The sequence below is a fragment of the Paenibacillus sp. FSL K6-1096 genome (assembly GCF_037977055.1).
Lineage (GTDB): Bacteria > Bacillota > Bacilli > Paenibacillales > Paenibacillaceae > Paenibacillus_AQ.
On the sequence record NZ_CP150274.1, the window covers coordinates 5,608,284 to 5,634,681 of the forward strand.

Below are 26,398 nucleotides of genomic sequence, written 5' to 3' on the forward strand. Positions count from 1 at the left end.
GCTCTTTGTGCATTCCGGACAAGGCAACCCCCAGCGCTAATTCCGCTGGCTGTTGTAGTTATTATCCAGTTGTTCGCTGTACAGACTGGCTTCATTGCCGCCGTTATTCTTGGAGCGGTACATGGCCAGATCAGCGGCGCGGAGCAGCTCGTTGATGGTGCTGCCATGCTTCGGATATAAGGCAACGCCAATGCTGGCAGAGGTATGGAAGCTTGCGCCATGGTTGAAGGACCAGGTTTTGTTGAACAGCTGAAGCAGGCGGCCCAGGATTTCATCCAGCACCTGCGGGCTGTTGAACCGGTGAATCACTACAGCGAATTCATCCCCTCCGATGCGGAAGGCCTGGCCGTAGCCCTTCACGGTCTGCTGCAGCTCCCGGGAGAGCATCTGCAGGAATTCGTCCCCGGCCAGGTGGCCGAGCGTATCATTGAGCTGCTTGAAGCGGTCGCAATCCAGCAGGGCTACGGCGATTTCCTGTCTGTGCTCCTGCGGCTGGTGGATGAGGTTCTCCATATACATTTTGAAATGGGCCCGGTTCGGAATCGCGGTCAGATGGTCATAGAAGGCCAGCTTGTGCAGCCGCTCCTCGTATTGCTTGCGCTGGGTGATCTCGCGCGATACCAGCATGAACTGCGCCGGGAATGCGCGGCTTCCTGCAATCGGGGTCACCTTGGTCTCCAGCCACACCCAGTGCCCTTCGGCTGAACGCATCCGCAGCTCGGAGATTCTGGGGGATGATTGCACCACGCTCTTGAGCTTGGCCCAGGAAATCTCCGCCTCACGGATGTAATTGGACAGCGGCGCCCCCTTGCTGGGCACGTAACCGAGTGCGCTGGCATGGGAAGGGGAGGCGTACAGAATCAGGCCGTTCGGATCAGTCAGCACAATGAAATCAGACATCGTCTCACCGATCAGCTGGTACAGGGATTTCTCCTCCAGCATTTCATTCTGCAGGGTAATCAGTCTGCGGCTGAGATAGATAATCACCAGAACGAGCAGGAAGAGGAAGATGGAATAGACAGCGAACAGCGAGCTTTTGAGATCCTTGAACTCCAGCATCACCTGCTGAGCATAGCTGTCAATCAGCTCCTCGGCATGATCCAGACGTCCTCTTACCTCGTTCAATTCGGTATGTACGGTCAGCAGGGAATAAGAAGCAGGATTCCAGTCGCTCTGAACCCGTTGTGAGATCCATTCCCTGCCGGTATTCTTCCAGTCTGCAAGCGAAGTATTGAACCCGCCCAGCTCGTCTCTTAATTCATCCAGCAGCAGCTCACTTTCCTTCATGCCGCTAAAGGGACTTTTGACGGCGTCCAGATTGTAGCTGGCGGTGCCGATACGCTGCTGTGCCTGGGCATTGTTGTCCTCGAACTCCTGTGACAGTCTGCTGCGCTCTTCGCTGGTCAGCGCTCCGCCGACGGCGGTCTGAAGCGCAAGGGCGGCCTGGTACAGGTCCCGGTCGGCATTCAGGATGAGCTCGGAGTTCTGGTATACATCACTGTACAAGGCATCTGATAATTTGTTAATCGTATGGCTCAGGTACAGCAGGGAGGCTACACTGACGCCCACCAGCAGAACGGAGATTGAGGTGAATAATAGGATTAATCTGCGTGTACTCGTAATCTCGGATAGAACAGCCACTGTGATCCTCTCCCCGCACAGAACTTTTGTGAATCCAAAGGGGTGTATCGTTGATGCATCGGAACGGGTCCATATACGGAAATAAATAAATTGCAGGCAAGATTAAGAGAGTACAGGTTAGGAGTCCTAGCAAGCAGGGGAAGAAGGAGGCAAGGATGCGTGCAGCAGCTTCCGGTCTAGTAGCGGTTACTTTTCACCAGTATATAGGACATCTCTTAAGCAGAGCAATTGCTGAAAAAAATAATAAGCCCCGTCAGCTTCCGCCTCCTGTTGTACAGGCTTAGAAGCGGATCATGGAGCCGGAATGAAAGCTTGGAAGACAGATCAGTTACAGCCGATACAAAGAACTACTATGTATACCATACTACTATGTACAAGGTATTCTGACCTTTGAGTCCTATTACCCACTTTTACTGCAAACGATACCCCTTAGGTATCAAATATGCATTAAAAATATAACCAAAAAATCCGCCAGCCCAGAGATCTGAGACTGACGGATTAAACAGCAGATTATATACTGCAGGGTACAGGAGGCGCTAATCGTTGCGCAGCGCATAGATCGGGCGCATTCTTGCAGCCTTGCTTGCAGGGATCATTCCAAACAGGACACCGATGATCAAAGAGAATGAAAAGGAGATCAGAACCATATTCCAGGAAGGCGCCACATTCAAGGTGGTATAGTTACCGACAGCCCAGCTGGCACCAAGTCCCAGTGCGACTCCGATCAGGCCTCCGGTTCCGCTTAAGACGACGGACTCGATCATGAACTGCATCATGATGTTCTTCTTTTTGGCCCCGATAGCCTTCCGGATGCCAATCTCTCTGGTCCGCTCATTGACGGAGACAATCATAATGTTCATAATCCCTATCCCGCCTACAAATAACGAAATACCGGCGATACCGCCGAGTGCCATTGAAAGTGTGGCGCTGGTTTCATTTACCGTTTCCAGCATCTCCCGGGAATCAAAGACAGAGTAGGCGTTCTCGGCTGCATTGAACTTGGCATCAAGGCTCGCCTCCAGCCTGGTCTTAACCTCATCCACATTGTCGTTAGAAGTGGTTGTGATAGTAATGGAGCGGATTCCTCTGCTCTGCAGGAACCGTTCGGCTGTAGAGATGGGGATCAGCAGCTTCTCATCGCTTGAGCCCATGCTGGTGGAGCCTTTACTCTCCAGCAGCCCGACGATCTTGAAGCTGGTGCCGTTGATCTGCACCTTTTGGCCGACAGGATTATCCGTACCGAATAGATCCTCCGCCGTATCTGATCCGATTAAAGCAACCTTTTGCCGGTATTCTGTATCCATCTCAAGCAGAAATCTTCCGGATTGCACATGGAAATCCTGGACCTCTTCGTAGGCAGGTGTAATCCCTTCTAAGGATACGGAAACGTTGTCGGTACCGTGCTTGGCGGTAACGTTCCCGCTGATTACCGGGGATACATTGTCCACCCCTTCAATCTCACCCAGGGCCAGAGCCTCCTCGTAAGTCAGAGAAGTGGTGGCTCCACGGCCCATAATGTTGACGGTCAGCTGGTTGGTTCCCAGGGAGCTTAGGGACTCTGTTATCTGTGAGGTGGTGCCCTGGCCCACAGCGACAAGTGCAATGACGGAGGAGACCCCGATAATAATGCCCAGCATGGTAAGAAAGGCTCTTACTTTACTGCTGAGGATACTTTTGAAGGCCATTTTCATACTCTGGTACAGCATCATGAGGGCACCACCTTCCGGTCCTCTACAAGATCCCCGTCTTGAATCCGGATCACCCGTTTGGCCTGCTCGGCAATCTCCAGATCATGCGTAATCAGAATAATGGTATGCCCCTGCCCGTTAAGCTCCTTGATCATATGCAGAACTTCCTTGCCTGTCTTGGAGTCCAGCGCTCCGGTCGGCTCATCGGCAAGAAGTATCGGGGGGGTTCCGGCAAGGGCGCGGGCAATAGCCACACGCTGCTGCTGGCCCCCGGACAGCTCGGAGGGACGGTGATTCATTCTGCTCTCCAGGCCTACCCGGACCAGGGCACTGCGGGCGACCTCTCTGCGCTCCCTGTGAGACATTCCACGGTAAATCAAGGGCAGCTCCACATTCTCTACGGCTGATAATTTCGGCAGCAGATTGAAGTTTTGAAAGATGAAGCCAATCTTCTCATTGCGGATCTGAGCCAGCTTGTTGTCAGACAGCCTGCGGATCTCCTGGCCGTCCAGGAAATAATCGCCTTCATTGGCCACATCGAGACAGCCGAGCATGTTCATCAGGGTGGACTTGCCTGACCCTGACGGACCGATAATCGCAACGAATTCTCCGTGATTAATGTTAAAGCTCAGGCTCTTCAGAACCGTCATCGATTCTCCGGCCATTGTGTAGCTGTGCTTCATATTCTCAACCCGGATCAGCGGCTCTGATGAGATCATCGTCCGCCACCGCCTCCGCCGAAGCCGCCGCCCCCGCCGGGGAATCCGCCCCCGCCGCCAGGAAAGCCGCCTCCACCGCCGCCGGGGAATCCGCCCATGCCGCCCATGCCGCCTTGCTGCGGAGAGACGGCATTGCCTGAAGAAGTCACGGTCGGGAGGATCACTTCATCCCCTTCACTTAGGCCGCTGACAATTTCGATGCTGCTCTCATTGTGGATACCGGTCTCTACGGCCACCCGTTTCATACCTGAGCCGAAACCCGCTCCACTTCTTTCGCTTCTTTCGCTTCTGCCTCCGGCTGCCATGCCGGGGAACTCTGCGCCAGCAGGGAACTCTGCGTCAGCAGGGAACTCTCCAGACGGAGGTTCACCACCCTGGAATTCTCTGCCGCTGGGGGCGCCTGGGCCTCTGGTACCCGCTTCATTACCGGAGGGTTCACTACCCGCTGCAGCGCCAGCAGGGGAATTGGAGCCCGGCGCATCTTTGTCCGCCCTGCCGGATTCTTCATCCCCGGTTACCGCTACATTGACAAAGGATTCCCCGTTTATCTTCGTTACAGCTTCGATGGGAACGGTCAGAATATCCTTCTTCTCTTCGATGGTAATCGCCACCTCTGCAGACATGCCGACGAGTACACCTGCTGAGTCATTTAATCCTACAGTGACGTTGAACAGGGAGACACCATTCGATGAGGTGCCTTCTTTGCCGATGTCTATAACTTTACCGGTAAAAGACTTGTCCTCAAGGGCATCCACTGTAATGGTAGAGGCTTGATTCAGCTTGATTTTGGGGATATCCAGCTCGTCTACCTGCACGGTAACGCTTAGGTTAACGTAGTCGGTCATGGTGAACAGCTCAGCACCATTCTGGGCCTGTTCACCATCCGTAATATTCACGGCAGTGATCGTCCCGTCGATAGGTGCGGTCAGCGGATCGGGCGGAGCCATATCTTCGTAGATATCAGCGATAGCTTCCTGCCCGTCCACAATATCACTATTGGCTTTATCAATGGCTTTTTTTGCGGATTCCAGCTCTTCCTCTGTAGCGTCATTCATCGCCAGCGTCTTGTAGCTCTCCTGTTTATTCTCAAGCTCTGTCTTGAGATTCTCCAATGACTTGTTGGCTTCCTTCAGCTTGTCGTCCAGATCGCCCGCAACAAATGTGATCAGCACATCGCCTTTTTTGACGACATCTCCTTTCTTAACCTTGACCTTATCGACCTTCCCGGCTTCTTTGGTACGGATGCTCTCGCTGTTGATTGCCGATACTGCACCTGAACCCGAGACACCCACCAGGATATCCCCCTTACTGGCAACCGCCGTATTCAGCGGAGCGGCAGTGATCTGCCGGTTCTGATCCGGCCAGAGCATATAGCCCGCAATCCCTGCAATAGCAACGGCAACTATAACTGAAGCGGTAATAATACTTTTCTTCTTGTTCATTGTGCGGCTCCTTCAGAATCTCCGGTATTTCCTGCTGCCGCTGCTGCGGAAGAGGAGGAGGTGGCTGCTTTGGCGGTAACCTCAAGGGCATAGGCCTGGCTGGCGATCTCCGTCCGCACTCCCTGGAATTCATCGTAGAATTTAAGGGCATAGGTGCCGGAGCTGAGATTTTTGAACAGAACGCTGGATAGAGTCGTTGAATAAGAGTTGTTTGTTCCCAAGGTCAGGTCGGTTCCCAGCGTCAGTGTTTTCTCGTGAGACTTTCCGTAAGGATCGATTACCTGAAGAATGAGCTTATGCTGGTAAGCGCCTGTCTGATAGGTAGTATCCTGATTGAGATTGTAGTTGAACGTCACAGCAATGCTGCTTGCGCCCTTGGTAAGCTCCCCTATAGAGCTGGTAACTTCCAGTGTGTAAGGGAAAAGTGGAACCGAAGCCAGATTGGTCAAAGGCGTAACCTCTGCCGGAGTCAGTGTCAGCGCTGCTGTATTCACGTATCCTGTCGCTGCCGTTCCGGCGGTAGTCAGCTTGCCATCGGCAATAGCCTGGCTGATATACAGCTGCAGACCTGCGGTGTCCAGATTGGCCGGGACTTTCGCCCAGAAGGTAACCAGTGTTTTGCCCCCAGGGCTGGTCGACAGCTCAGACTGGTTGACTGTAGCTTCAAAATATTGCCCGTCAGCAGTCCTGAACTGTGCGTACAGACGGGCCAGATCGGTCTGCCGGACTTCTTCGCTGTTCATTTCCACTTCACTGTACACCAGGTTCGAGCCGGTTCCTGTATACAGGAGGGTGGACCGTTCCTTCACGGTGGCTTTTTTGCCGGTGGAATTGATCTTGAAGGCTTCTCCTGCAGCCAGCGGAGCTACACTCTTAATGGCACTGTCGCTTGTGCTGAGAGAGAGGAACTGCGACACCTCTGTACCCTTAGTCTCCTGGAGAATGAGCTTGATTTGTCTGACATCCAGGGTGTAGGGAATACGGCCTTGAACCGTGATCTGAGTGCTGGCACCAGGGGCAAGCACCGAAGAGCTGTTGTCCGTATAAGTCTGCGAAGAGGAGCTGAGATCCTGCTGATCCGCCAGGAGTACGCCGGTAAGAGCAGGTAAGGTAATAGATTTGGACGTTGCATTGCGTATCGTCAGTTTGGCCTGTACCAGATCCTCGCTGCTCCAAGGCAGACGCAGCAGGGAGTCCAGCGAGACCGCGAAGGTGCCGTAGGTATTGGTTACGCTGGTCTCAGAGGCGAGATGAATCTGGCTCTCCGGCGTATACGGGATGCGGAAATAGGCCACAGGCAGCGTTATTTTATCCTCGCTGGCTGCAGGAGCAATCATTTGCAGCTCCAGCGAATTCTGAGCCAGCTCCAGCGGAACATTAGCGCTCAGCTCAATCAGCTTCTCTTCCAGCGGCTTCAGGGTCAGGCTGTCGAAGGCTGTGGCCGTTACCGGGAAGCTGTAGCCTTCCGCCGATTTGACATTAAGCTCATAAGCAGGCAAAGTGACCGCTTTGCTGCCGGCATTCTTCACCCGGAGCTGATAGCTCCAGACGCCATTTCCGTTATCCGCGTGTACATTAGCCTTCAGCAGCTGCATATCCACATTGTTGCTGCCTATGGAGATCTTCCTGGTGTAGCCCGCCGCTACGGTGAAGTCTGCGGTTACGGCAGCCGGAAGTGCATAGGAAGAGACGGGCAAGTACAGCTTGAGTCCCTCATCCAGCTTGGCGATCTGCAGCGTCAGCTTGCTGACATTCATGTAGGAAGGGATCTCGGTCATATAATAGAGAGTCTTCTTCTCCTGAGGCTGGAGCTTGAATTCGGAGCTGCTGTCATCCAGTGTAAGCGTGAAGACTGAGCCGCCCGAGGATTTCAGGTACAAGGCATAGCCCGGATCTGTAAGCACTTTGGTCCCCAGATTGGTTACAGTAAGCCCGACCTTGGCATAGACTTTGCCGTTATATTTGTAGATTTGCACGGATTCTGCTTTGGTGCCGGCGGTAATGCCGCCGAGTTCAACCTTCCGGGTCTCCCCTATAAGAGAGGATAATGAATAATTAGAAGGAAGCGTGAACGTGCCTATGCGCTGTTCATAATTAGCGGCGCTGAAATTCCAGCCGTATATGTTGATTTTGAGTCCTTTGACTGAAGCGGCAGTGCCAATATTGGCATAGTATGTAAGGCTGATGCTCTGCTTGGCAGGGATTTTCTTGACAGCATTGTCTGCGCTGACCGGTTTTCCCTTGATGATGCTGCCGCCCGCAGTTACAATTTTGGAGAAATAGTCGGCCAGATTGACGCTGCTGCCGGCATTGTTAGTATAGGTAAGCGTGTAGGTGAGAATATTGCCGCCGGTTTGGCTCTGAATCCCCACATGGCTCAGCTTCACCTGAAGCGCGGTGCCGAGCTTGAGCGCGCTTTGACCGTTAAATGTAGAGACTTCCGTGACCGTGCTTGCGGCGGCAGCCTTTGAACCGGATGAAGCGGCATATGCTGCGGTTCCCGGGCTCCCTACGGTTTGAGTTGCGGCAATTGTGCTAAGCAGCAGCAGAACAAATGCCTTTTTTCGTGTGAGCATGAAATGTCCTCCCTTTATACAAGTCTGTATTCACCTAAAGCGGCCACCTTCCACGGAAGGACAGCCAGATGATCTCATAAGGCAAAATATCAATGTTGACTGAATGTCCGCTGAAAAAATGGCCTTCAAACCGCGCTGAAGCTTAAAGAAAGCTTAAAAGAAGATAAAAAATAAGCAAAATTTGCCCGGCTTGTCAAATTCGCTGTTTTTGCTTATAATAGATGGGCATATCTTCCCAAGTGGAGGATCGAAGTGCAGAGGATATAATCCGCATAAATGCATTGATGGAGAAGAGTACGCAGTGCCTGGCTTACAGGGAGGAAGCGCCGCAGATTGAGAGCGTTTCTAAGAGAGCAGAGCTGCCGAAGTTCACTCCGGAGCAGTTCCCTGAAATTGGCCAAGAGCTTCCTTGGCAGGATAGTAGGGGAGACCGGCCGCAGACCGTTATATCTGCATAGAGTGAGACAGGTCTTGGCCGCACCGGAAGAGGGAATAGTACTCTTAAGGGAAGCATCCGGCCGTCTAACAAGGGTGGTACCACGGTCTTTTCGTCCCTTACCGGGAGGAAAGGCCTTTTTTGTGTTGCACAATACGAGATTTGAGGGGGCAGTACCATTGATGAAGGAGAAATTGGAAGCATTGAAGGCTGAGGCGCTGGCGAAGCTGGAGGCGGTAACCGATCCGCAGCTGCTGAATGACTTGCGTGTCAAATACCTTGGCAAAAAAGGCGAGCTGACCGAGGTTCTGCGCGGAATGGGCGGGCTGAGCGCGGAGGAGCGTCCCGTAATCGGACAGGTGGCGAACCTGGTGCGCAGCGCCATTGAGGAGGTTATCGGCACGAAGCAGGAGTTCTTCCAGCAGGAGGAGACCCGCAGCCGTCTGAACGCCGAGAAGGTGGATGTGACGCTGCCGGGCCGCGGCCTGCCGCAGGGCGGAATTCATCCGCTGAGCCGGGTGCTTCAGGAGGTCGAGGATATCTTCATCGGCATGGGCTTCCGGATCGCTGAGGGCCCTGAGGTGGAGACGGACTATTACAACTTCGAGGCGCTGAATCTGCCGAAGAACCATCCGGCCCGGGATATGCAGGATTCCTTCTATATAACGGATGATATTCTGATGCGGACCCAGACGTCGCCGGTGCAGGTGCGCACCATGCAGGCAGCGAACGGAGAATCTCCGGTCAAAATCATCTGTCCCGGCAAGGTCTTCCGCCGCGACGACGACGATGCGACCCACTCCTTCCAGTTCCATCAGATTGAAGGCCTGGTCATCGGCCGCAATATCCGCATGAGCGACCTGAAGGGCACGCTGCAGCAGTTCACCAAGGAGATGTTCGGACCGGCAGCGGGAATCCGTCTGCGTCCAAGCTTCTTCCCGTTCACCGAGCCGAGCGTTGAGGTCGATGTGAACTGCTTCAAATGCGGCGGCAGCGGCTGCCGTCTCTGCAAGCAGAGCGGCTGGCTGGAGATTCTGGGCGCCGGTATGGTGCACCCGAACGTGCTGCGGATGGGCGGCTACGACCCGGAGGTCTACAGCGGCTTCGCCTTCGGCATGGGCGTGGAGCGGATTGCGATGCTGAAGTACGGCATCGACGACATCCGCAACTTCTACACGAATGATATGGGTTTTGTGCAGCAGTTCAAGGGGATTTAGGGATTTGGCGGGGGTGTGCGGGGCGCGTTGGACAGGAAGGGTGCAGCGGATTTTGAGTTACTGTTTCTTTAACTGTTAAGAATGCACCGGAGGGGAATTTTGGAACTGGAGGAGCGGAAGCGTCCGCCTTTGGATTTGAATTTCTACCGCGGGAAGCGGTTCTAATCAGGAAATTCAAATACAACAGCGGCCGGAAGTCCAAACATTCCTTGCAGGTGCGCTATTAACAGGAATTGTGAAGCAGGAAGGAAAGATCACGCAGCAGCTTCCGAAAAAGGGCCCCAGCACAACCGGCATGGAGATAAATACATCTGAACCAAAAGGAAGTGTGCGATTATGAAAGTATCAACCGCCTGGCTGGCCGATTATATATCGCTGGAAGGGGTGACCGCGGGTGAGCTGGCGGACAAAATCACCACCGCCGGCATCGAGATTGACGGAGTAGAACCGCGCAACAAAGGAATATCCGGGATCGTAACCGGCTATGTGAAATCCAAAGAAAAGCACCCGGATGCCGATAAGCTGAACATCTGTATCGTGGATGCGGGCCAGGGCGAGGACCTGCAGATCGTCTGCGGAGCGAAGAATGTCGCAGCGGGCCAGAAGGTGCCGGTCGCGCTGGTAGGCGCCAAGCTGCCGGGCCTGGAGATCAAAAAAGCCAAGCTGCGCGGCGTGCTGTCGCAAGGCATGATCTGTTCGGCCAAAGAGCTGGGCCTGAACGACAAGCTGCTGCCCAAGGAGCTGCAGGAGGGCATCCTTGTACTGCCTGAGCAGACTGAGGTCGGCCAGGATATTCTCAAGGTGCTGGGGCTGAATGATGAGGTGCTTGATTTCGATCTGACGCCGAACCGTTCCGATTGCCTCAGCATGATCGGCGCCGCTTACGAGGTTAGCGCGGTGCTGGGCCGTGACCTGAAGCTGGCCGATCCGGCGGCAGAGCTGGTGGAGACCGGCGGGAAGGCTGCTGACTCCATTGCGGTTAGCGTAGAGGATGAAGCTTTTTGCAGCCATTATGCCGTGCGTTATATCACCGGTGTGAAGGTCGCTCCATCCCCGCTTTGGATGCAGAACCGCCTGATGGCAGCCGGGGTGCGCCCGATCAACAACATCGTGGATATTACCAACTATGTGATGCTGGAATACGGTCAGCCGCTGCACGCTTTTGACGGAGGAGAATTGCAGGGCGGAACCATCGGTGTGCGCTTCGCCCGTGAAGGCGAGCTGCTGACCACCCTTGACGGGCAGGAACGCAAGCTTGAGCCGCAGATGCTGGTCATTGCCGACGGCTCGGGAGCCATCGGGCTGGCTGGAGTGATGGGCGGACTGTCAACGGAGGTTACGGAGAACACGGTCAGCATCGTATTGGAATCGGCCAAGTTCGACGGCGGAACCGTCCGCAAGACCTCGCGCCAGCTCGGCCTGCGCTCCGAGGCTTCCCAGCGCTTCGAGAAGGAAGTGGACCCGAATGCGGTAATTCCTGCGCTGAACCGCGCTGCCGCTCTGATGGCCCGGTATGCCGGCGGAGCCGTGCATGAAGGCATTGTCCAGGCTGGCGGCGCTCCCGTAGCGGAGAAGGTGATTACGCTGTCGCTGGAGAAGCTGAACCGTTATCTCGGCACGGAGCTGTCCCTGCTGGAAGTGAAGACCCTGTTCGGCCGTCTGCACTTCAAGTGCGGCGATGCGGCCCAGGGAATCGTTGAGGTGCAGGTGCCGACCCGCCGCGGCGACATCACTCAGGATGTCGATCTCATTGAAGAGATTGCCCGTCTGTACGGATACGATAATATTCCGACTACCCTCATTGAAGGGACAACAACGCCAGGTGCTTTCACCAGACAGCAGTTCCTGCGCCGGGAGCTCCGCCGCCTGCTCTCGCTGGGCGGATATCAGGAGGTTATGGGTTATTCCTTCATTCAGCCGGAGCAGACTAAGCTCTTCCCCGCGCTTACGGGCGGCAAGCTGCCGGTGAAGCTGGCGATGCCGATGAGCGAGGAGCGCAGCGTGCTGCGCACCAGCCTGCTGCCGCAGCTGCTGGACATTGCCCTCTACAATACGAACCGCCGCCAAGGCGATCTGGCGCTGTTCGAGATCGGCAATGTGTTCCTTACAGAAGAAGAGGTGCTTACCCGCCAGCCAAGCGAGCTGCCGGTACTCGGCCTGCTGCTGAGCGGCACCCGTGCGGCCAAGCAGTGGAACGTAGCGGCGGAGCCGGTGGACTTCTTCGATCTGAAGGGTGCACTGGAGACGGTGCTTGAGCATCTTGGACTCACTGATCGGATTACCTACGAAGGCGATGCGCCTGAAGGCTATCATCCGGGCCGCTCCGCCTCGGTCTATCTGCAGCAGCCTGAGGGCCGCGTGAAGATCGGTACGCTGGGCCAGCTGCATCCGGAGCTGCAGCGCCGCATGGATCTGGAGGATACTTATGTAGCCGAAGTGCTGCTTCAGCCGCTGTATCATGCGGCCCGTTCCCATCTGCAATACAGCGAGCTGCACCGCTTCCCGGGCGTGGAACGGGATATCGCAGTCGTTGTCGGTGCGGAGGTGCCGGCAAGCCATCTGACCGCTACCATCCGTGAGCATGGCGGAACACTGCTGCAGCATGTGCAGGTCTTCGACATCTATACCGGAGGCAAGATGGAGGCAGGGAAGAAGAGCGTTGCGCTGTCGCTGCTGTACCGCCATACCGACCATACGCTGACCGATGAAGAGGTTGTGGAAGTGCATGACAGAGTAGTCTCTGCGCTGGAACAAACTTTTGGCGCTGAATTAAGAAAATAGCAGGAATTGTGCAAAGCCGCAGCGAATCCATTTAGAAACAGAGATTCGCTGCGGCTTTTCTGTACCCTTGTGAAATGCGGAGTATCACCGTTCTTTTGCCAAAGGTTAAGAAATCACGCTACAATAGGAGCAAGGAAACCATCTTAGAATCCGCACACATACAAAGGAGGGCACAACTGTGGCTATGGACCGGACCCGTGTCGCCGTGGAGATATACGGAACTTCCTATAAGCTTGTTGGAAGCAGTACAGAATATATGAAACAAGTTGCCCGTTATGTCGATGAGCATATGCGTGCAATATCCAAATCACATACACGCCTGGATACCCCGCGGATTGCGGTGCTTGCGGCTGTACATATGGCAGAGCAGGCGATTCAGGTTCAGGATTTCAAAAACGAGCTGAACATGCTGACCGGCGAGCGTACCGAGCTGCGCGCCGAAGTGTCGCGCCTTCAGGATGCGCAGCGTGAGCAGCAGGAAGCCTATGAGAAGCTTGATGCGGCGGCGAAGGAAGAAGCGGCGCGCCTGATTGCCGCTGCGGAAGAAGAGCGCGCAAGGCATCTGGAGGCGCAGGAGCAGGAGCGCCAGCTTCATGCCGAACTGCTGGAGGAAGAGAAGCAGGCTGCGGCTGCCGGCCGTGAGCAGCTTGAGCAGCAGCTGAAGGAACGCGAAGCCGAGCTGAAGACGCTGCGCGAGAATCACGCCGCAGAGCAGGCTGCTGCCCGCGAGGCTGCGCGGCAGGAGCTGGAAGCTGCTGAAGCCCTGCGGCTGAAGCAGGTGGAGGAACTGCAGGCTGCCCATCTGCAGGAGCTGGAGGAGCTGCGCGAGACATTGACCCGCGAGCGGATGGAGACGTTGTCAGGTCTGGAGCAGGAGCTGCAGCAGACCCGGGAATCGATGGGCAGCGAGATCGTGGAGATCCGCAGCACGTTGAGCAAGGAGCTGGCCGAGACGAAGGAGGCGCTCACCGGTGAGCTTGCCCGGGAGCGGGAAGCGCTGGAGAAGGAGCAGGCCAAGACCAAGGAGCTGCGCCAGTCCCAGGGAACGCAGGAGCACCGGCATAAGCAGCAGCTCCAGGAGCTGGAGAAGCAGCTCGGCGAGCTGCGCGGCGGAACCGGACAGCTGCAGTCCCGGCTGCGTGCAGCGGAAGCGGGGCTTAAGAGCGAGCGTGATGCGCGCCAGACGCTGCTCGCCCAGTACGAAGCTGTGCTGAAGCGCGAGGAGCAGCTGGGAGAAGAGCTGAAGCTTGCGGCTGAGCAGGCAGAGCAGCAGAACGCGGCGCTGGAGGAAGTGCGCTCGCAGGCTGCGGCTTCGCAGAGCGAAGCGGAAGCGCTCCGCAGCGAGCTGCGGGATGCAGAGGACAAGCTACGCGCTGCGCAGGAGGAGCTGCATACGGCAAACGAGCTGGGCACCCTGCTGAACGAAGAGCTGGAGGGGCTGCGTAAGCAGGCTACGGCAGCGCAGAGCGAGGCGGAAGCGCTCCGCAGCGAGCTGGAGAATGCAGAGAGCAGACTAAGCGCTGCGCAGGAGGAGCTGCACACAGCGAGCGAGCTGGGCAACCTGCTGAACGAAGAGCTGGATGAGGTGCGTAAGCAGGTTGCGGCTACGAAGAGCGAGGCGGCGGAGCTCCGCAGCGAGCTGCGGGACGCAGAGGGCAAGCTAAGCGAAGCGCAGGAGGAGCTGCACACCGTGAGCGAGCTGGGCACCCTGCTGAACGAGGAGCTGGAAGGGCTGCGTAAGCAGTATGAGCAGACGCACGAGGAAGCAGCGGCTGTGCGCCATTCGCTGCGCGAGACGGCGGAACGGCTGACCCGTACTGAGGCAGACCTGAACCGGACGGCGGAAGAGTCGGCTTCCTGGGAGGCGCTGGCGAATAAGCATATGGAGGATATCAGCGAGCTGGAGATGAGTCTTCTGGAGGCAGGAGAGAAGTCGGAAGCGCTGCAGCGTGAAGTGGAGACCCTGCGGGGCCAGGCCGATGGCATGGTGCAGCAGCTGGACCGCGAAGCGCGGCTTCGTGCCGAGGCGGAGCAGGAGCTGGCTGTGCAGCAAGAGGCGGCAGAGACGGCCCGCAAGGAGCTGGCCGCGCTGCGCGGCCGTTACGAGGAGCTGATTGCCCAGTACGACGAGATTCTGCAGGAGGGCGAGCAGCTGAAGGAGCGGTACGAGCTGCTGGAAGCGGAAGGCGAGGAAGCCGCACGGCGTCTGGAAGAGCTGTACGAGGCAGGCCGCGAAGCCGCAGCAGCGGCAGCAGAGCAGCAGGATGCGCTCCGTGAGACGAGGGAGAACGAGGCTTCCTGGAAGCAGCGCGCGCTGGAGCTTCAGCAGCGGGAGCAGCAGTGGCTTGAGCAGGAAGCGAAGCTGCGTGAGGAGATCGAGATCTGGCAGCAGGAGGCCGGGGAGGCCGAGGCCCAGGCGGAATCGGTGAGCCGCTCGCACAGCGAGACGAAGCAGCAGCTGGAGCAGATCGGCGAGAGCTATGAGCTTGCCCAGGGCCAGCTGCGGCTGGTGCAGGCCCAGGCAGAGCTGCAGCAGGGCGAGCTGGAGAAGCTTGCACAGGAACACCGCAGCCTGCAGGCGGAATATGCCAAGCTGCAAAGTGAATATAATGAATGGATTCAACTGATCGAACAGGACAGTTGAATGGCGGACGCATTACAGGAGGAGCCGTGATAAGCAGAAATGCTTAGAACGGCTCTTTCTGCTGTTTGGGGACGTGGGATCAGGCACGAATTCTGCAATAAATGCAACAATCGAACCTGATAGAAAGCAAGTTACTTGAAATCCTGCACAGAATGCAACATATCCGCGCCAATGCCCCGCCCTACCAGTAACAATCCTGCAAAATGTGCAACAATTGCCGTACCCAAGCCACGATTCAAAGCAGTATCCTGCAAAATGTGCAACATTTGTGATTTCAGGCCGCGATGAGGAGCATAAGTGCACCTGAATTCGCAGATAGTGGGTGGAATGAGCGGATGAAGAGCACGGATGCCCCCACCTTTATACACAAATTTACTATTGCGACCGTTTACAACCAGGGGTAGGATGGGGATTGAGGTGAGGGGGATGGATAAGAAGTGGGTCAGCGGCGCAGGGGTGGTTGTGCTTTTTGTGCTGCTGTTGTATCTGTTTATAGGGTTCGCGCGCCATTCGGCGCGGATGGGGCATATCGTCAAGGAGCTGAGCGGGCATCCCGGCCAGGATAAGCCCGGCCATCATATTGTGCTGATTGAACAGGAGCGGTATCACCCCTACTGGGAGATGGTCGAGAAGGGGGCGCGGGAGGCCGCAGCGAAATATGGCATGGATATCGAATTTACCGGGCCGGTCCGCAATAATATGGAAGAGCAGCTCAGTCTGCTGGAAAAAGCCATTGCCGCGCAGGTCGACGCGATCATCGTGCAGGGGCTCAACGACGAGAAGTTCACGCCGGTGATTGATAAGGCGGTGAACCGGGGGATTCCGGTCATCACGATTGACACCGATGCCCCGGCCAGCCGCCGGCTGGCCTATGTGGGCACCGACAATGTGGCCGCCGGCGAGGCGCTGGGCCGTATGGTGGTACAGACCACCGGCGGCCAGGGCAAAATCGGCGTCATCATCGGCAGCGAGCTGGCCAAGAACCAGCTCCAGCGCCTGGACGGCCTGAAGAATGTCGTGAAGCATTACAGCGGCATGGAGATTGTCGATATCCGCAGCTCCAACATCTCGCATATGGAGGCGATTCAGCAGGCGGCGGACATGCTGCGCTATCACCCGGAGATCGATGTCATGGTCGGCACCAGCGCGACGGATGCACTCGGGATGCTCCAGGCCTCCCGCAGCCTGAAGCGCAGCCCGCTGACCATCATCGGCTTCGATAACCAGGCCGAGACGCTGGACGCTATCAGCCGCGGGGAGATTGCAGGCACGGTCGCACAGCAGCCTTATCTGATGGGGGATATGGCTGTGAGGCTGCTCTATCAGCATTTTCAGGGAGCTCCGCTGCAGTCCAGGTATTATACCGGTGTGAAGGTGCTGGACCGCTCCAATGTGCAGGAGGGAGAGAGCTTATGAGCATCCGCCTCAAGCTGCTGATCTGTATTCCGCTCTTGGTGCTGCTGATGAGCTCCGTCTCCTTCGTGCTGTTCGAGAGCGGCAAGAATGTGCAGGAGAGCTATCACCTGATGATGAACCGGATCATGCTGTACAAGGAAGTGTCCTATGAGGTCGGGGAGAATATGCGCTCCCTGAACCGCTTCATCATGCAGGTCGACCCGGAGAGCTTCCCGGAGGTCGAGAAGCATCTGGCCGCGGTGATGGACCTGCGCAGCAGACTGGACGGAATGGCGACCATAGGCGGCAGCGAGCTTCCGCTGAAGAATTACAGCCATATTATTGATACATTCCTGGAGCAGACCGGCCGGTTGATTACGGAGATTGAAGGCCAGGACGCCAACACGCTGGCGGGCGCGTATATCGAGGCCGAGCAGACCCAGCGGTTCATCCGAGAGGAGGCGCAGGAGCTGGTGGATCTGGAGCTGGACCAGTACAAGCCGATCTACGGGGAGATCATGCAGACGACCGGGAAGCTGAACGGGCTGGGCAGCCTGCTGGTCATCACCGCCGCACTGCTCAGTATCTGCATGGCGGTCTGGCTGTCCGGCAGCATTACCGGGCCGATCCGCAGGCTGGTGGCGACCGCCAAGCAAATCTCCAAGGGACGGATGGATACCAAGGCGCCGGAGAGTGTCAACAATGATGAGATCAGCATTCTGTGCCGTGCTTTTAACGGGATGATCGATAATATCCAGGAGCTGATGAAGGAGAATATCAAAAGCGCGGAGAAGGACCGGCTGGTCAAGGAGCTGGAGCTGAAGATGCTGCAGAGCCAGATTAACCCGCATTTCCTGTTCAATACGCTGAATTCCATCGCTAAGCTGGCGTATCTGGAGGGGGCATCGCGAACCAGCGACCTGACGGTATCCGTCTCGCGTCTGCTGCGTTACAACCTGCAGAAGCTGGATCAGGCGGTCCCGCTGCGCGAGGAGGTCGAGCATCTGAATGAATACATCAATATCCAGCGGGCACGCTTCCGCGACCGGATTGCTTTTGTGATCGAGGTGGATGAGGAGGCGCTCGACGGGATGGTTCCGTGCCTGACGCTGCAGCCGATCTTCGAGAATGCCTTCGTCCACGGGCTGGAGCAGATGGAGGAGGGGGCGGTGCTGTCCCTGTCGATCCGCTGCTACGGCGAAGAGGTGGACATCCGAATCAGCGATAACGGAGCGGGCATGAGCCGGGAGACGGTAGAGCGGCTCATCGGCTCGATACAGAAGGAGACGGCGACGTTCAGCGGCAAGGGCCAGTCGACGGGGCTTGGGACGCATAATGTTTTTAAAAGACTGCATTTATTCTTCGACGGCCAGCAGAGAATCGAGATCAACAGTAGCGAAGGAGAGGGGACGGAGGTTCGGTTCCGGCTGCCCCTGGTGTCGGCCTAGAGCATATAAGAGAAAGGGGAGCAAAAACAATGTTCAAGCTGCTGATTGCCGACGATGAGGCGCTGGAGCGGGAGGGGCTGGAGCTGATGATCCGGCATCTGTATCCGGACAGCTTCGAATTTCATCATGCCGAGAACGGGCGCAGGGCCATTCAGCTTGCCGAGGAGCACCGGCCGGATATGATCTTCATGGATATCAAGATGCCCGGCATCCAGGGACTGGAGGCGGTGCGGCAGATTCTGGAGAAGCTCCCCTCGGTCCAGATCGTGATGATCACAGCCCATGATTACTTCGCTTATGCCAAGGAGGGGCTGCTGCTCGGCGTGCGGGACTATCTGCTGAAGCCTGCAAGGCGGGAGGAGGTCGCGAATGTGCTGGACCAGCTCATTACGGTTATCCGCGAGGAGCGGCGGCGCAGGAACGAAGAGCTGGAGCTGCAGGAGAAGCTGGCCCATCTGCTGCCGCTGGCCGAGAATGAGCTGACCCTGATGCTGATGCTGGAGCATGTGCAGGATCTGGAGCCGGAGCAGCTGGCCGGACTGCTGGAGCTCAATCTGAGCAAGGGCTATGCGATGGTCCTGTCCTTTCCCCGGCACGGGGAGCAGGGCTGGGAGGTGTTCCGCCAGGCTAAGCGGGAGGTCTATGAAGCAGTCAAGCAATTTGCCAAAACAGGCCTCGGCTGCCTGGCCAGCCCGCTGATCGGACACCAGCTGGCGCTCTTTATCCCCCTGCCGCCGGGCCGCACCGGATACTCCCAGCGCGTCAGCTCGCTGGACTTCGGGGAGCGGCTGCGCCAGTATGCCGGGCAGCGCTTCGCCTTGCCCGTCAGCATCGGCATCGGCTCGATCCGCGGCGGCTGGGACGGGCTCAGCCGCTCATACCGGGAAGCCGTCCGCGTCTGCGCCGAGTACCATGATGCCTTCGGGGTGCATCATTATGACGATATCATCCAGAGCTCGGGGCAGACCGCAGTCTCTCTGGATGAGGAGAAAAAGCTGCTGGCCGCTCTGCTCCAGCGCAGCAGACCAGAGGCCGAGGAGCGCTTCCGCGCGCTCTACAGCTATTTGGAGCAGGACGGGCAGCAGCCGCTGCCGGCCCTGCGGGGGGAGGTGACCGGCCTGCTGCTGTTCCTGGCCAGAGGCGTGCACTCTCCGGCCGGCGCGGAGATTCTCGCTTCCTTGAATGCGGCAGAAGATTCCGTTACCCTCAGGCTGAGTGCCGAAGCCTGGCTGGAGCGCTTAATTCACGGGCTGGAGGAGGAGCAGGAGCATAACCGTTCCCATGTCCATCAGCGGGCGCTGCTCTATATCAGCCAGAAGTACAAAGAGGATATCTCGATGGAGCAGACAGCGGAATATGTGAACCTGAGCCCCCATTACTTCAGCAAGCTGTTCCGCCAGCATGAGGGGGAGACCTTCATCGACTATGTGACACGGCTGCGGATCAATGAAGCGAAGCGGCTGATGGCCGGGGAGCAGATGAACCTGAAGGAGATATGCTACGAGGTGGGCTACAAGGACCCGAATTATTTCAGCCGGGTCTTCAAGAAGGCGGAGGGGATGACGCCCAGCGAATTCCGCCAGCTGCAGGAGAAGGGTCCTTGCTGAGAAGCAAGGACTTTTTTGTGCTGTAACCCCGGTTTATCCTATGAAAGGGCAAGGGGAAAATTACATTACAGCAGAGCATCCGGGAATGCGGGTGGAGGATAAAAAAGTGCAGGGATTAGCAGGGGCGGTGCTGTTGTGTTCATGCTACACTTTTTTTGTAAGCGCAATCAAATCTAGGGTCAATGAAAAGGGGCGTAGAAATCGTTGAGAAAATACGGAAGAGCCATTTCCCTGGGAATGGCGGCATTATTGCTGGCGGCGTCAATGGCGGGCTGCGGAGTGGTCTCAAGCGGTAACAACGAGAAAAAAGAGTCCGCTGGAGCAGCTAAGGACGGGGACAAAATTGTCATCGGCATGTCGATGGATACCTTGAAGGAGGAGCGGTGGCAGAAGGACCGGGATATTTTCACAGCGAAGGTTGAGGAGCTTGGCGGCGAAGTGAAGGTGCTGGCGGCGAACGGGGATGATGCAACCCAGCTTAGCCAGGCCGAGCAGCTGATCTCGCAGGGCGTGGATGTGCTGGTGGTCATTGCGCATAATGCGGAGGCAACCGCTCCGATCGTGGAGAAGGCGCATAAGGAAGGCATCAAGGTGATTGCTTATGACCGGCTGATTAACAATTCCGAGGTGGACTATTATATCTCATTCGATAATGTGCGTGTCGGTGAGTTCCAGGCCCAGGCCGTCATTGATAAGGCTCCGAAAGGTAACATCGTCTACATCGGCGGTGCGGATACCGATAACAACGCCCATATGTTCAAGGAAGGGGCAATGAATATTCTGAAGCCTCTGGAAGAGAAGGGAGACATCAAGATTGTCTACGACCAGTTCTCCAAGGACTGGAAGCCGGAAGAAGCGCTGAAAAATATGGAGAATGCGCTGACCGCGAACAATAACGATGTACAGGGTGTGGTTGCTGCCAATGACGGGACGGCGGGCGGTTCCATCCAGGCGCTGACCGCGCAGGGCATGGCCGGCAAAATTCCGGTATCCGGCCAGGATGCCGACCTTGCCGCTGTGCAGCGCATTGCCGAGGGCACCCAGCTCATGACCGTCTACAAGCCGATCAACGCGATTGCAACCAAGGCTGCGGAGATGGCGGTAGCGGCTGCCAAGGGCGAAACAATTTCGACAGACAAGACAGTTAACAACGGTAAAATTGATGTGCCGTCGGTATTGCTTGATCCGATTGCCGTGAATAAGGATAACCTGGATGTGCTGATCAAAGACGGCTTCCACAAGCTTGAGGATGTTTACAAGAACGTTCCGAAGGACCAGTGGCCGAAACAATAAGGGCAGCCTGTACGGCAAGCAGATGCGGCGCCAGTGGCGATAACTGCGTCTGCTTTGCCGCTTGAGGGCCGGAAGGAGGAACGGCAGGCATGAATGTACTTGAGATGGTGGAGATCAGCAAGACCTTCCCCGGCGTGAAGGCGCTGGACCACGTGAATTTCAAGGTGAAGCAAGGGGAAATCCACGCCTTGTGCGGGGAGAACGGCGCAGGCAAATCCACGCTGATGAAGGTGCTGAGCGGCTTGTACCCTGCGGGGACCTATGAAGGCGAGATCCGTATCGGCGGCGAGAAGAAGGCGTTTCATAAAATTACGGATGCGGAGCAGGCCGGGATTGCGATCATTCACCAGGAGCTTGCGCTTGTGAAGGAGATGACGGTTGGCGAGAACATTTTCCTTGGGGCAGAGCCGGTGAAGCGGGGAGCGATCCAGTGGAACGAGCTGTACCATCAGGCGTCCCAGTGGCTGAAGCGGGTCGGGCTGAACCTGTCGCCGGATACGAAGATCGGCAATCTGGGCATCGGGCAGCAGCAGCTCGTAGAGATCGCCAAGGCACTCTCCAAGCATACCCGGATTCTTATCCTGGATGAGCCGACAGCGGCGCTGACCGAGAGCGAGGTGTCCATCCTGATGGGCATTCTGAATCAACTGCGGCGCGAGGGCGTCACCTGTGTCTATATCTCGCACAAAATGCCCGAGGTGTTCGCGCTGGCCGACTCCATCACCGTGCTGCGGGACGGGAAGACGGTGGCGACGCTGGACCGCCAGGCCACCAATGACGACCAGGTGGTCTCGCTGATGGTCGGCCGCGAGCTGACCGAGCGTTATCCCCGGGTGGCGCATTCCCCTGGCGATAAGGTGCTGGAGGTTAAGAATTATCAGGTATGGCACCCGGAGAAGCGCCAGCAGAAGGTGCTGCAGGATATTGAGTTCACGCTCCATAAGGGTGAGATTCTCGGCATCGCCGGGCTGATGGGGGCCGGACGGACCGAGCTGGTCAGCAGCCTGTTCGGTGCGTATGGCGGAAGGAACGAAGGCACGGTGCTGATTGAAGGCAAGGCTGCCCGAATCCGTTCGGTGGCTGATGCAATCAAGGCAGGGATTGCTCTGGTGACGGAGGACCGCAAGCGCCAGGGGCTGGTCATGGGCATGGATGTGAAGCGGAATACAACCTTGGCTACACTCGGCAAAATCGCCAGATTCGGCGTCATCAATGAGAACGAGGAGATCCGGTGGTCGGAGCGGTACGTGAAGGACCTGAAGACGAAAACAGCTTCGCTGGAGACACTGGTCGGCACACTCTCCGGGGGGAACCAGCAGAAGGTGGTTATCGGCAAATGGCTGATGAGTGACCCCAAAATTCTGATTATGGACGAACCTACCCGGGGCATCGACGTCGGGGCGAAGTACGAAATATATAATCTGATGAACAAGCTGGTCGAACAGGGAGTAGCGATCATTATGATCTCCTCCGAGCTTCCCGAGGTGCTGGGGATGAGCGACCGGATTCTGGTCATGTGCGAAGGGCAACTGGTACGGGAATATGACTGGCGCGAGGCAACGCAGGAGAATATTATGCTGGCCGCCACAGGAGGTAAATAGAAATGCAGCTGCAAAAAGAACTCAGGGAGCCGGAAGCGGCTCCGGCTGCCGCAGGCTCAGGCCTGCGCGGTCTGTTCGGCAAAATGGATGTCCGTGCCTACACCATGGTGGGCGCATTGATTCTGATCTGGGTGTTGTTCGGACTGCTGAATCCGACCTTCCTGACCTCGCGGAACCTGTCCAATCTGTTCACCCAGATGTCCGTGACCTCTATTCTGGCGATCGGCATGGTGCTGGTCATTGTGGCCGGGCATATCGACCTGTCCGTCGGCTCCATCGTGGGATTGACCGGCGGGATGGCGGCGATTCTCAGCAACTGGCTGGAGCTTCCCGCAATTGTAGTTATCCTGGGTACGGTTGCCGCCGGTGCGGTGCTGGGTCTGGTGCAGGGCTGGCTGGTCGCCTATAAAATGATTCCGGCCTTCATTGTCACTCTCGGCGGGATGATGGTGTTCCGCGGGGTGCTGATGGGCGTGACCGAATCGATGACCATTCCGGTGTCCGACCCGGTGCTGGCGCTGCTCGGCAATGCTTATTTTGCCCCGGGCTTCGGCATCATTCTGGGCGTACTAGCGGTAGCGCTGCTGCTCTGGAGCGCGTTCACGAAGCGGCGCTCGCGCAAAAAATACGGGTTCGCCGTGGCCCCGCTGGGTATGGATATCTTCAAGGTAGCAGGACTGTCGCTGCTGGTAGTGGTCTTCGTAGCTCTAATGAATAACTATAAAGGCATTCCGTTCCCGATCATTTTCGTCATTGTGCTGGCAGCTATCTTCTACTTCCTGTCGACCAAGACGACCTTCGGCCGCCATATCTATGCCATAGGGGGCAATATTGAGGCCGCCCGGCTCTCCGGGATCAACATCAAGCGCAAGACGATGCTGGTCTTCATCCTCAGCGGATTGCTCGGCTCCATCGCCGCGATTGTGCTGACCTCCCGCCTGGCTTCGGCGACGATTACCGCCGGGAACATGGCGGAGATGGATGCGATTGCCGCCTGCGTCATCGGCGGCACCTCGCTGATGGGCGGAGCCGGGACCGTGATCGGCGCGCTCATCGGGGCGCTGGTCATGACCTCGCTGGATAACGGCATGTCGCTGATGGGGCTGGAGTCGTTCTGGCAGTATGTGGTCAAGGGCTCCATCCTGGTCATTGCCGTCTGGCTGGACATCTCGAACCGGAGCAAGGGTGTGAAGTAAGTATAGGGCTGTAGCAGCTGCTAACGTAAATAAGCCGGTAGGGGAGAATCTCCCCGCCGGCTTATTTGATGTATAGTTGGGCACACAGAGGCGCGCGGACCAAATGTATGCGAAAAACCGAACACATTGGGCACTTCGGAGGCGCGCGGACCAAATGTATGCGAAAAACCGAACACATTGGGCACTTCGGAGGCACGTGGAGCAAATGTATGCGAAAAACCGAACACATTGGGCACTTCGGAGGCACGTGGAGCAAATGTATGCGAAAAACCGAACACATTGGGCGCGGCGGGGGTGCGAGGAGCAAATGTATGCGAAAAACCGAACACATTCGGCGCTGCGGAGGCACGTGGGCCATATACAGTCTACAGGTGCTTAATGAAGAGCACTAATGCACCAGAATTCGCGGGAAGCAGCCTAAAGGAACGAATGAGGTGCACTAATGCTCCTGAAGTCGCCTCAATACGCCTCAATCAATTAATCCGGAGTAGGCGGACGGGGAAGAGAGCTGTTTCCACGCCCTTTACTCCACTATAATCTTGGCAATCATTCCGCTGTGGCCGGAGCCGCACATGATCGCGCAGGTCATCTCATACGTTCCCGCCTTCTCGGGCAGAACCACCTTCGAGGAATTTTTGGCATCCAGCCTCAGCTTCATCTCCGGCACCAGAATGCCGTGATTGCCGCTCTCGTTCACGAATGTGATTTTGACCGGAACGCCTTGCTTCAGATGGTATTCCTGCTGGTCGAAGCTGTAATTGGTAGCGGTAATGACGATCTCTTCTTCAGCCGTCAGGCTGCTCTCCGCTGCGTTGTTAGCGCTCTCAGAATTACTGTTGCCATTGGCTCCGCAGGCGCTCAGCAGCAGGGCGAGCAGTACAGAAGCAGCCATAGCGGACTTCCTGATCATATGCATCCTCCTCTATCAAGCCATCTACACTAGCATAGCGTAAATCCGCCGGGTTGTCTCGGGGAATCTGCGCAGAGAGGACGGGCCGTAAATCGCCTGCAAACTTTGTCGAAAATTGCAAAAATATGATGCAAAAGCTATTTAAATTCTTTATAATTAAAGCTGAACTTTTGTAGTTTATTACTTGGCTGAGAAGTAGGGGATTTACATTAATAGCGCCCATGAAGCGGAACACGCGGAGAAGTGGCACCGCAGAATATTGAACGGATATTGGATGATCGTGCTCTGCCTGATGGCTGCCCAGTACCTTTTTGTGCTGTTCTCCCGCTCTGCTGACTCCGGGGTGATGCTGAGTCCCGGCAAAGGGCATATGTTCCTCGTCTGCAACGTGATGATTGTGCTTACCATGGTTTCTGCGGAGATCTGGCTGCGCCGGTCGTGTACTTATCATAAACAGGCGGTTGTCGTATGCGGGTTCATCGTTTCCTATCTGATGTATTTTGTGCTGGAGCCTTATGTGGACGGTGCCCAGATGACGGTGATGATGCCGATTATGATTGCTCTGATCTATTTCGACCACCGGCTGCTGTACTCTCTTGGAATTTTCAGCACAATATTCTATGCCGTCATCTATTTCGCGCTGGAACGGCCTCTGCTCGGCAAGCCGCTGCTGGAGTTCCTGCTGGTGGAGTGTGTGTATATTATCTTTGCCATTATGGCGCGGACGGTGATTATCCGGGGACGGGAGACCCGTGAATATCTGGAGCAGCTTACCAAGTCTGAGCAGGAGCTGATGGTTGAGCGGGCGATTTCCGATAAGCTGCTGAAGATGGATGCGCTGACCGGCCTCTACAATCACAAGTCGTTCCATGAATATCTGGATTCGCTGCTGGAGCAGTGCGAGAGCAACCGGCTGAGGCTGCAGCTGGCGCTGTTTGATATCGATAATTTTAAGCATATTAATGATACCTACGGACACTGGGTCGGCGACCTTGTACTCAAGGAGGTGGCGGCGAAGGTGAACAGCATGATCGGGCTGAATGATTTTGCGGCCAGGTACGGCGGAGAAGAATTCGCAGTGATTTTTACGGATAAAAGCGTTCAGGACACCTTAGCAACTACTGAGCAGATGCGGGCAGACATTGCTGCAATGGTCCATCCGTATGCCGGAGGCAAGCCGATTACGGTCAGTATCGGGTTCTGCCATTACCAGCTCGGGGACGGCAAGGAAATGCTGTTCCGCAAGACGGACGATGCCCTCTACACCGCCAAGCGGAGCGGCAAAAACACCGTTGTTACCTGCGGACTTGCCCATGACGATAATCCCCAGGTATCCTATGCTTAAGACAAAGAACCCCCAATTCCGAGTTGACCGGGAGCTTGGGGGTTTCGTTTGTCCACTCGCCTATTTGCCTGCTTCGAACGGTGTGGAGACCGGCAGGAAGAGGTCAATAATCCCGATGACCAAGGCGGCAAGCAGGGCGCCGAGAATCGAGACGCTGACACCGCTGACGATGAACTGGGCAATCCAGATGACCAGGGCACTGACCAGGAAGCCGACGATTCCGCGTCCGAAGGGCGTGGTTTTTTTGCCGAAAATCCCTTCAACGACCCAGCCGAGCAGAGCGATTACCAGCGCAAGCATGAAGGCGCTCCAGAAGCCCCCGACTGTGAACTGCGGGACGATCCAGCCCACCACCATCAGAACGATTGCTGCAACCACGAAACGAACCACATGACCTAAGAATCTCAATGAACTAACCTCCTTTGGCGTTCGCTTAAGGATATGTGCGTTGTTATTGTG

At 56.5% G+C, this 26,398-nt stretch carries 17 protein-coding genes and 1 other annotated feature; of the genes, 10 read left to right on the plus strand and 7 right to left on the minus strand.

Annotation, left to right across the window (positions count from 1 at the left end; all coding sequences use genetic code 11):
* Positions 1–36: 36 nt before the first annotated feature.
* The 5 genes from MHI24_RS24800 to MHI24_RS24820 form a co-directional block, all read right to left on the minus strand.
* Entirely contained in the window at positions 37–1,641 is a 1,605-nt protein-coding gene (locus tag MHI24_RS24800) for a sensor domain-containing diguanylate cyclase (RefSeq protein WP_340022196.1), read from the minus strand.
* Positions 1,642–2,177: 536 nt separating this feature from the next.
* The gene (locus MHI24_RS24805; protein WP_340022197.1) at positions 2,178–3,350 is read right to left on the minus strand and encodes an ABC transporter permease; all 1,173 of its coding nucleotides are present in this window, start codon (positions 3,348–3,350) and stop codon (positions 2,178–2,180) included.
* Complete coding sequence (locus tag MHI24_RS24810) at positions 3,347–4,048, minus strand: ABC transporter ATP-binding protein (RefSeq protein ID WP_340022199.1); 702 nt, start codon at positions 4,046–4,048, stop codon at positions 3,347–3,349. The genes MHI24_RS24805 and MHI24_RS24810 overlap by 4 nt, the downstream gene beginning before the upstream one ends.
* A complete protein-coding gene (locus tag MHI24_RS24815; protein WP_340022201.1) occupies positions 4,045–5,490 on the minus strand; it encodes an efflux RND transporter periplasmic adaptor subunit in 1,446 nt (481 codons plus the stop codon). Before MHI24_RS24815 ends, MHI24_RS24810 begins: the two co-directional genes overlap by 4 nt.
* Positions 5,487–8,066 (minus strand): hypothetical protein, encoded by a 2,580-nt coding sequence (locus MHI24_RS24820; RefSeq protein WP_340022202.1) that lies wholly within the window; start codon positions 8,064–8,066, stop codon positions 5,487–5,489. The genes MHI24_RS24815 and MHI24_RS24820 overlap by 4 nt, the downstream gene beginning before the upstream one ends.
* 272 nt (positions 8,067–8,338) lie before the next feature.
* Positions 8,339–8,625 (plus strand) — a binding site (T-box leader).
* Positions 8,626–8,684: 59 nt separating this feature from the next.
* Here MHI24_RS24820 and pheS point away from each other — a divergent pair.
* The 9 genes from pheS to MHI24_RS24865 all read left to right on the plus strand — a co-directional run bounded on the left by pheS (position 8,685) and on the right by MHI24_RS24865 (position 23,684).
* Entirely contained in the window at positions 8,685–9,719 is a 1,035-nt protein-coding gene (gene pheS, locus MHI24_RS24825; protein WP_340022204.1) for a phenylalanine--tRNA ligase subunit alpha, read from the plus strand.
* A gap of 336 nt (positions 9,720–10,055) precedes the next feature.
* Positions 10,056–12,500 carry a phenylalanine--tRNA ligase subunit beta gene (gene pheT / locus MHI24_RS24830; RefSeq protein WP_340022206.1) on the plus strand — a complete coding sequence of 815 codons (2,445 nt, stop codon included), beginning with the start codon at positions 10,056–10,058 and terminating at the stop codon, positions 12,498–12,500.
* A gap of 178 nt (positions 12,501–12,678) precedes the next feature.
* Positions 12,679–15,144, plus strand: coding sequence for a hypothetical protein (locus tag MHI24_RS24835; RefSeq protein WP_340022208.1), 2,466 nt, complete (start codon positions 12,679–12,681; stop codon positions 15,142–15,144).
* Positions 15,145–15,570: 426 nt separating this feature from the next.
* The gene (locus MHI24_RS24840) at positions 15,571–16,560 is read left to right on the plus strand and encodes a sugar-binding protein (RefSeq protein ID WP_340022210.1); all 990 of its coding nucleotides are present in this window, start codon (positions 15,571–15,573) and stop codon (positions 16,558–16,560) included.
* A complete protein-coding gene (locus tag MHI24_RS24845; protein ID WP_340022211.1) occupies positions 16,557–17,987 on the plus strand; it encodes a sensor histidine kinase in 1,431 nt (476 codons plus the stop codon). The genes MHI24_RS24840 and MHI24_RS24845 overlap by 4 nt, the downstream gene beginning before the upstream one ends.
* Positions 17,988–18,016: 29 nt before the next feature.
* The gene (locus tag MHI24_RS24850) at positions 18,017–19,594 is read left to right on the plus strand and encodes a helix-turn-helix domain-containing protein (protein ID WP_340022212.1); all 1,578 of its coding nucleotides are present in this window, start codon (positions 18,017–18,019) and stop codon (positions 19,592–19,594) included.
* Positions 19,595–19,831: 237 nt separating this feature from the next.
* Positions 19,832–20,887 carry a D-xylose ABC transporter substrate-binding protein gene (gene xylF / locus MHI24_RS24855; protein ID WP_340026782.1) on the plus strand — a complete coding sequence of 352 codons (1,056 nt, stop codon included), beginning with the start codon at positions 19,832–19,834 and terminating at the stop codon, positions 20,885–20,887.
* A gap of 89 nt (positions 20,888–20,976) precedes the next feature.
* Positions 20,977–22,488, plus strand: coding sequence for a xylose ABC transporter ATP-binding protein (locus tag MHI24_RS24860; protein WP_340022213.1), 1,512 nt, complete (start codon positions 20,977–20,979; stop codon positions 22,486–22,488).
* 2 nt (positions 22,489–22,490) lie between these two features.
* Positions 22,491–23,684: a sugar ABC transporter permease gene (locus MHI24_RS24865; protein ID WP_340022214.1), complete on the plus strand. Its 1,194-nt coding sequence runs from the start codon at positions 22,491–22,493 to the stop codon at positions 23,682–23,684.
* A 523-nt stretch (positions 23,685–24,207) separates the two neighbouring features.
* On the opposite strand, the gene MHI24_RS24870 is transcribed toward MHI24_RS24865, so the two are convergent.
* Complete coding sequence (locus MHI24_RS24870; RefSeq protein WP_340022215.1) at positions 24,208–24,594, minus strand: cupredoxin domain-containing protein; 387 nt, start codon at positions 24,592–24,594, stop codon at positions 24,208–24,210.
* Positions 24,595–24,853: 259 nt separating this feature from the next.
* Between MHI24_RS24870 and MHI24_RS24875 the strand changes: the two genes are divergently transcribed.
* A complete protein-coding gene (locus MHI24_RS24875) occupies positions 24,854–25,939 on the plus strand; it encodes a GGDEF domain-containing protein (protein ID WP_340022217.1) in 1,086 nt (361 codons plus the stop codon).
* 60 nt (positions 25,940–25,999) lie between these two features.
* Here MHI24_RS24875 and MHI24_RS24880 read toward each other — a convergent pair whose 3' ends face one another.
* Complete coding sequence (locus MHI24_RS24880; protein ID WP_238654274.1) at positions 26,000–26,347, minus strand: phage holin family protein; 348 nt, start codon at positions 26,345–26,347, stop codon at positions 26,000–26,002.
* Between the last annotated feature and the right edge of the window lie 51 nt (positions 26,348–26,398).

Coding starts and splice junctions, on each gene's coding strand:
- MHI24_RS24805 (WP_340022197.1), bottom strand. CDS start 3,350: ATGATGCTGTACCAGAGTATGAAAATGGCCTTCAAAAGTATCCTCAGC.
- MHI24_RS24810 (WP_340022199.1), bottom strand. CDS start 4,048: ATGATCTCATCAGAGCCGCTGATCCGGGTTGAGAATATGAAGCACAGC.
- MHI24_RS24815 (WP_340022201.1), bottom strand. CDS start 5,490: ATGAACAAGAAGAAAAGTATTATTACCGCTTCAGTTATAGTTGCCGTT.
- MHI24_RS24820 (WP_340022202.1), bottom strand. CDS start 8,066: ATGCTCACACGAAAAAAGGCATTTGTTCTGCTGCTGCTTAGCACAATT.
- pheS (WP_340022204.1), top strand. CDS start 8,685: ATGAAGGAGAAATTGGAAGCATTGAAGGCTGAGGCGCTGGCGAAGCTG.
- pheT (WP_340022206.1), top strand. CDS start 10,056: ATGAAAGTATCAACCGCCTGGCTGGCCGATTATATATCGCTGGAAGGG.
- MHI24_RS24840 (WP_340022210.1), top strand. CDS start 15,571: ATGGATAAGAAGTGGGTCAGCGGCGCAGGGGTGGTTGTGCTTTTTGTG.
- MHI24_RS24845 (WP_340022211.1), top strand. CDS start 16,557: ATGAGCATCCGCCTCAAGCTGCTGATCTGTATTCCGCTCTTGGTGCTG.
- MHI24_RS24850 (WP_340022212.1), top strand. CDS start 18,017: ATGTTCAAGCTGCTGATTGCCGACGATGAGGCGCTGGAGCGGGAGGGG.
- xylF (WP_340026782.1), top strand. CDS start 19,832: ATGGCGGCATTATTGCTGGCGGCGTCAATGGCGGGCTGCGGAGTGGTC.
- MHI24_RS24860 (WP_340022213.1), top strand. CDS start 20,977: ATGAATGTACTTGAGATGGTGGAGATCAGCAAGACCTTCCCCGGCGTG.
- MHI24_RS24865 (WP_340022214.1), top strand. CDS start 22,491: ATGCAGCTGCAAAAAGAACTCAGGGAGCCGGAAGCGGCTCCGGCTGCC.
- MHI24_RS24870 (WP_340022215.1), bottom strand. CDS start 24,594: ATGATCAGGAAGTCCGCTATGGCTGCTTCTGTACTGCTCGCCCTGCTG.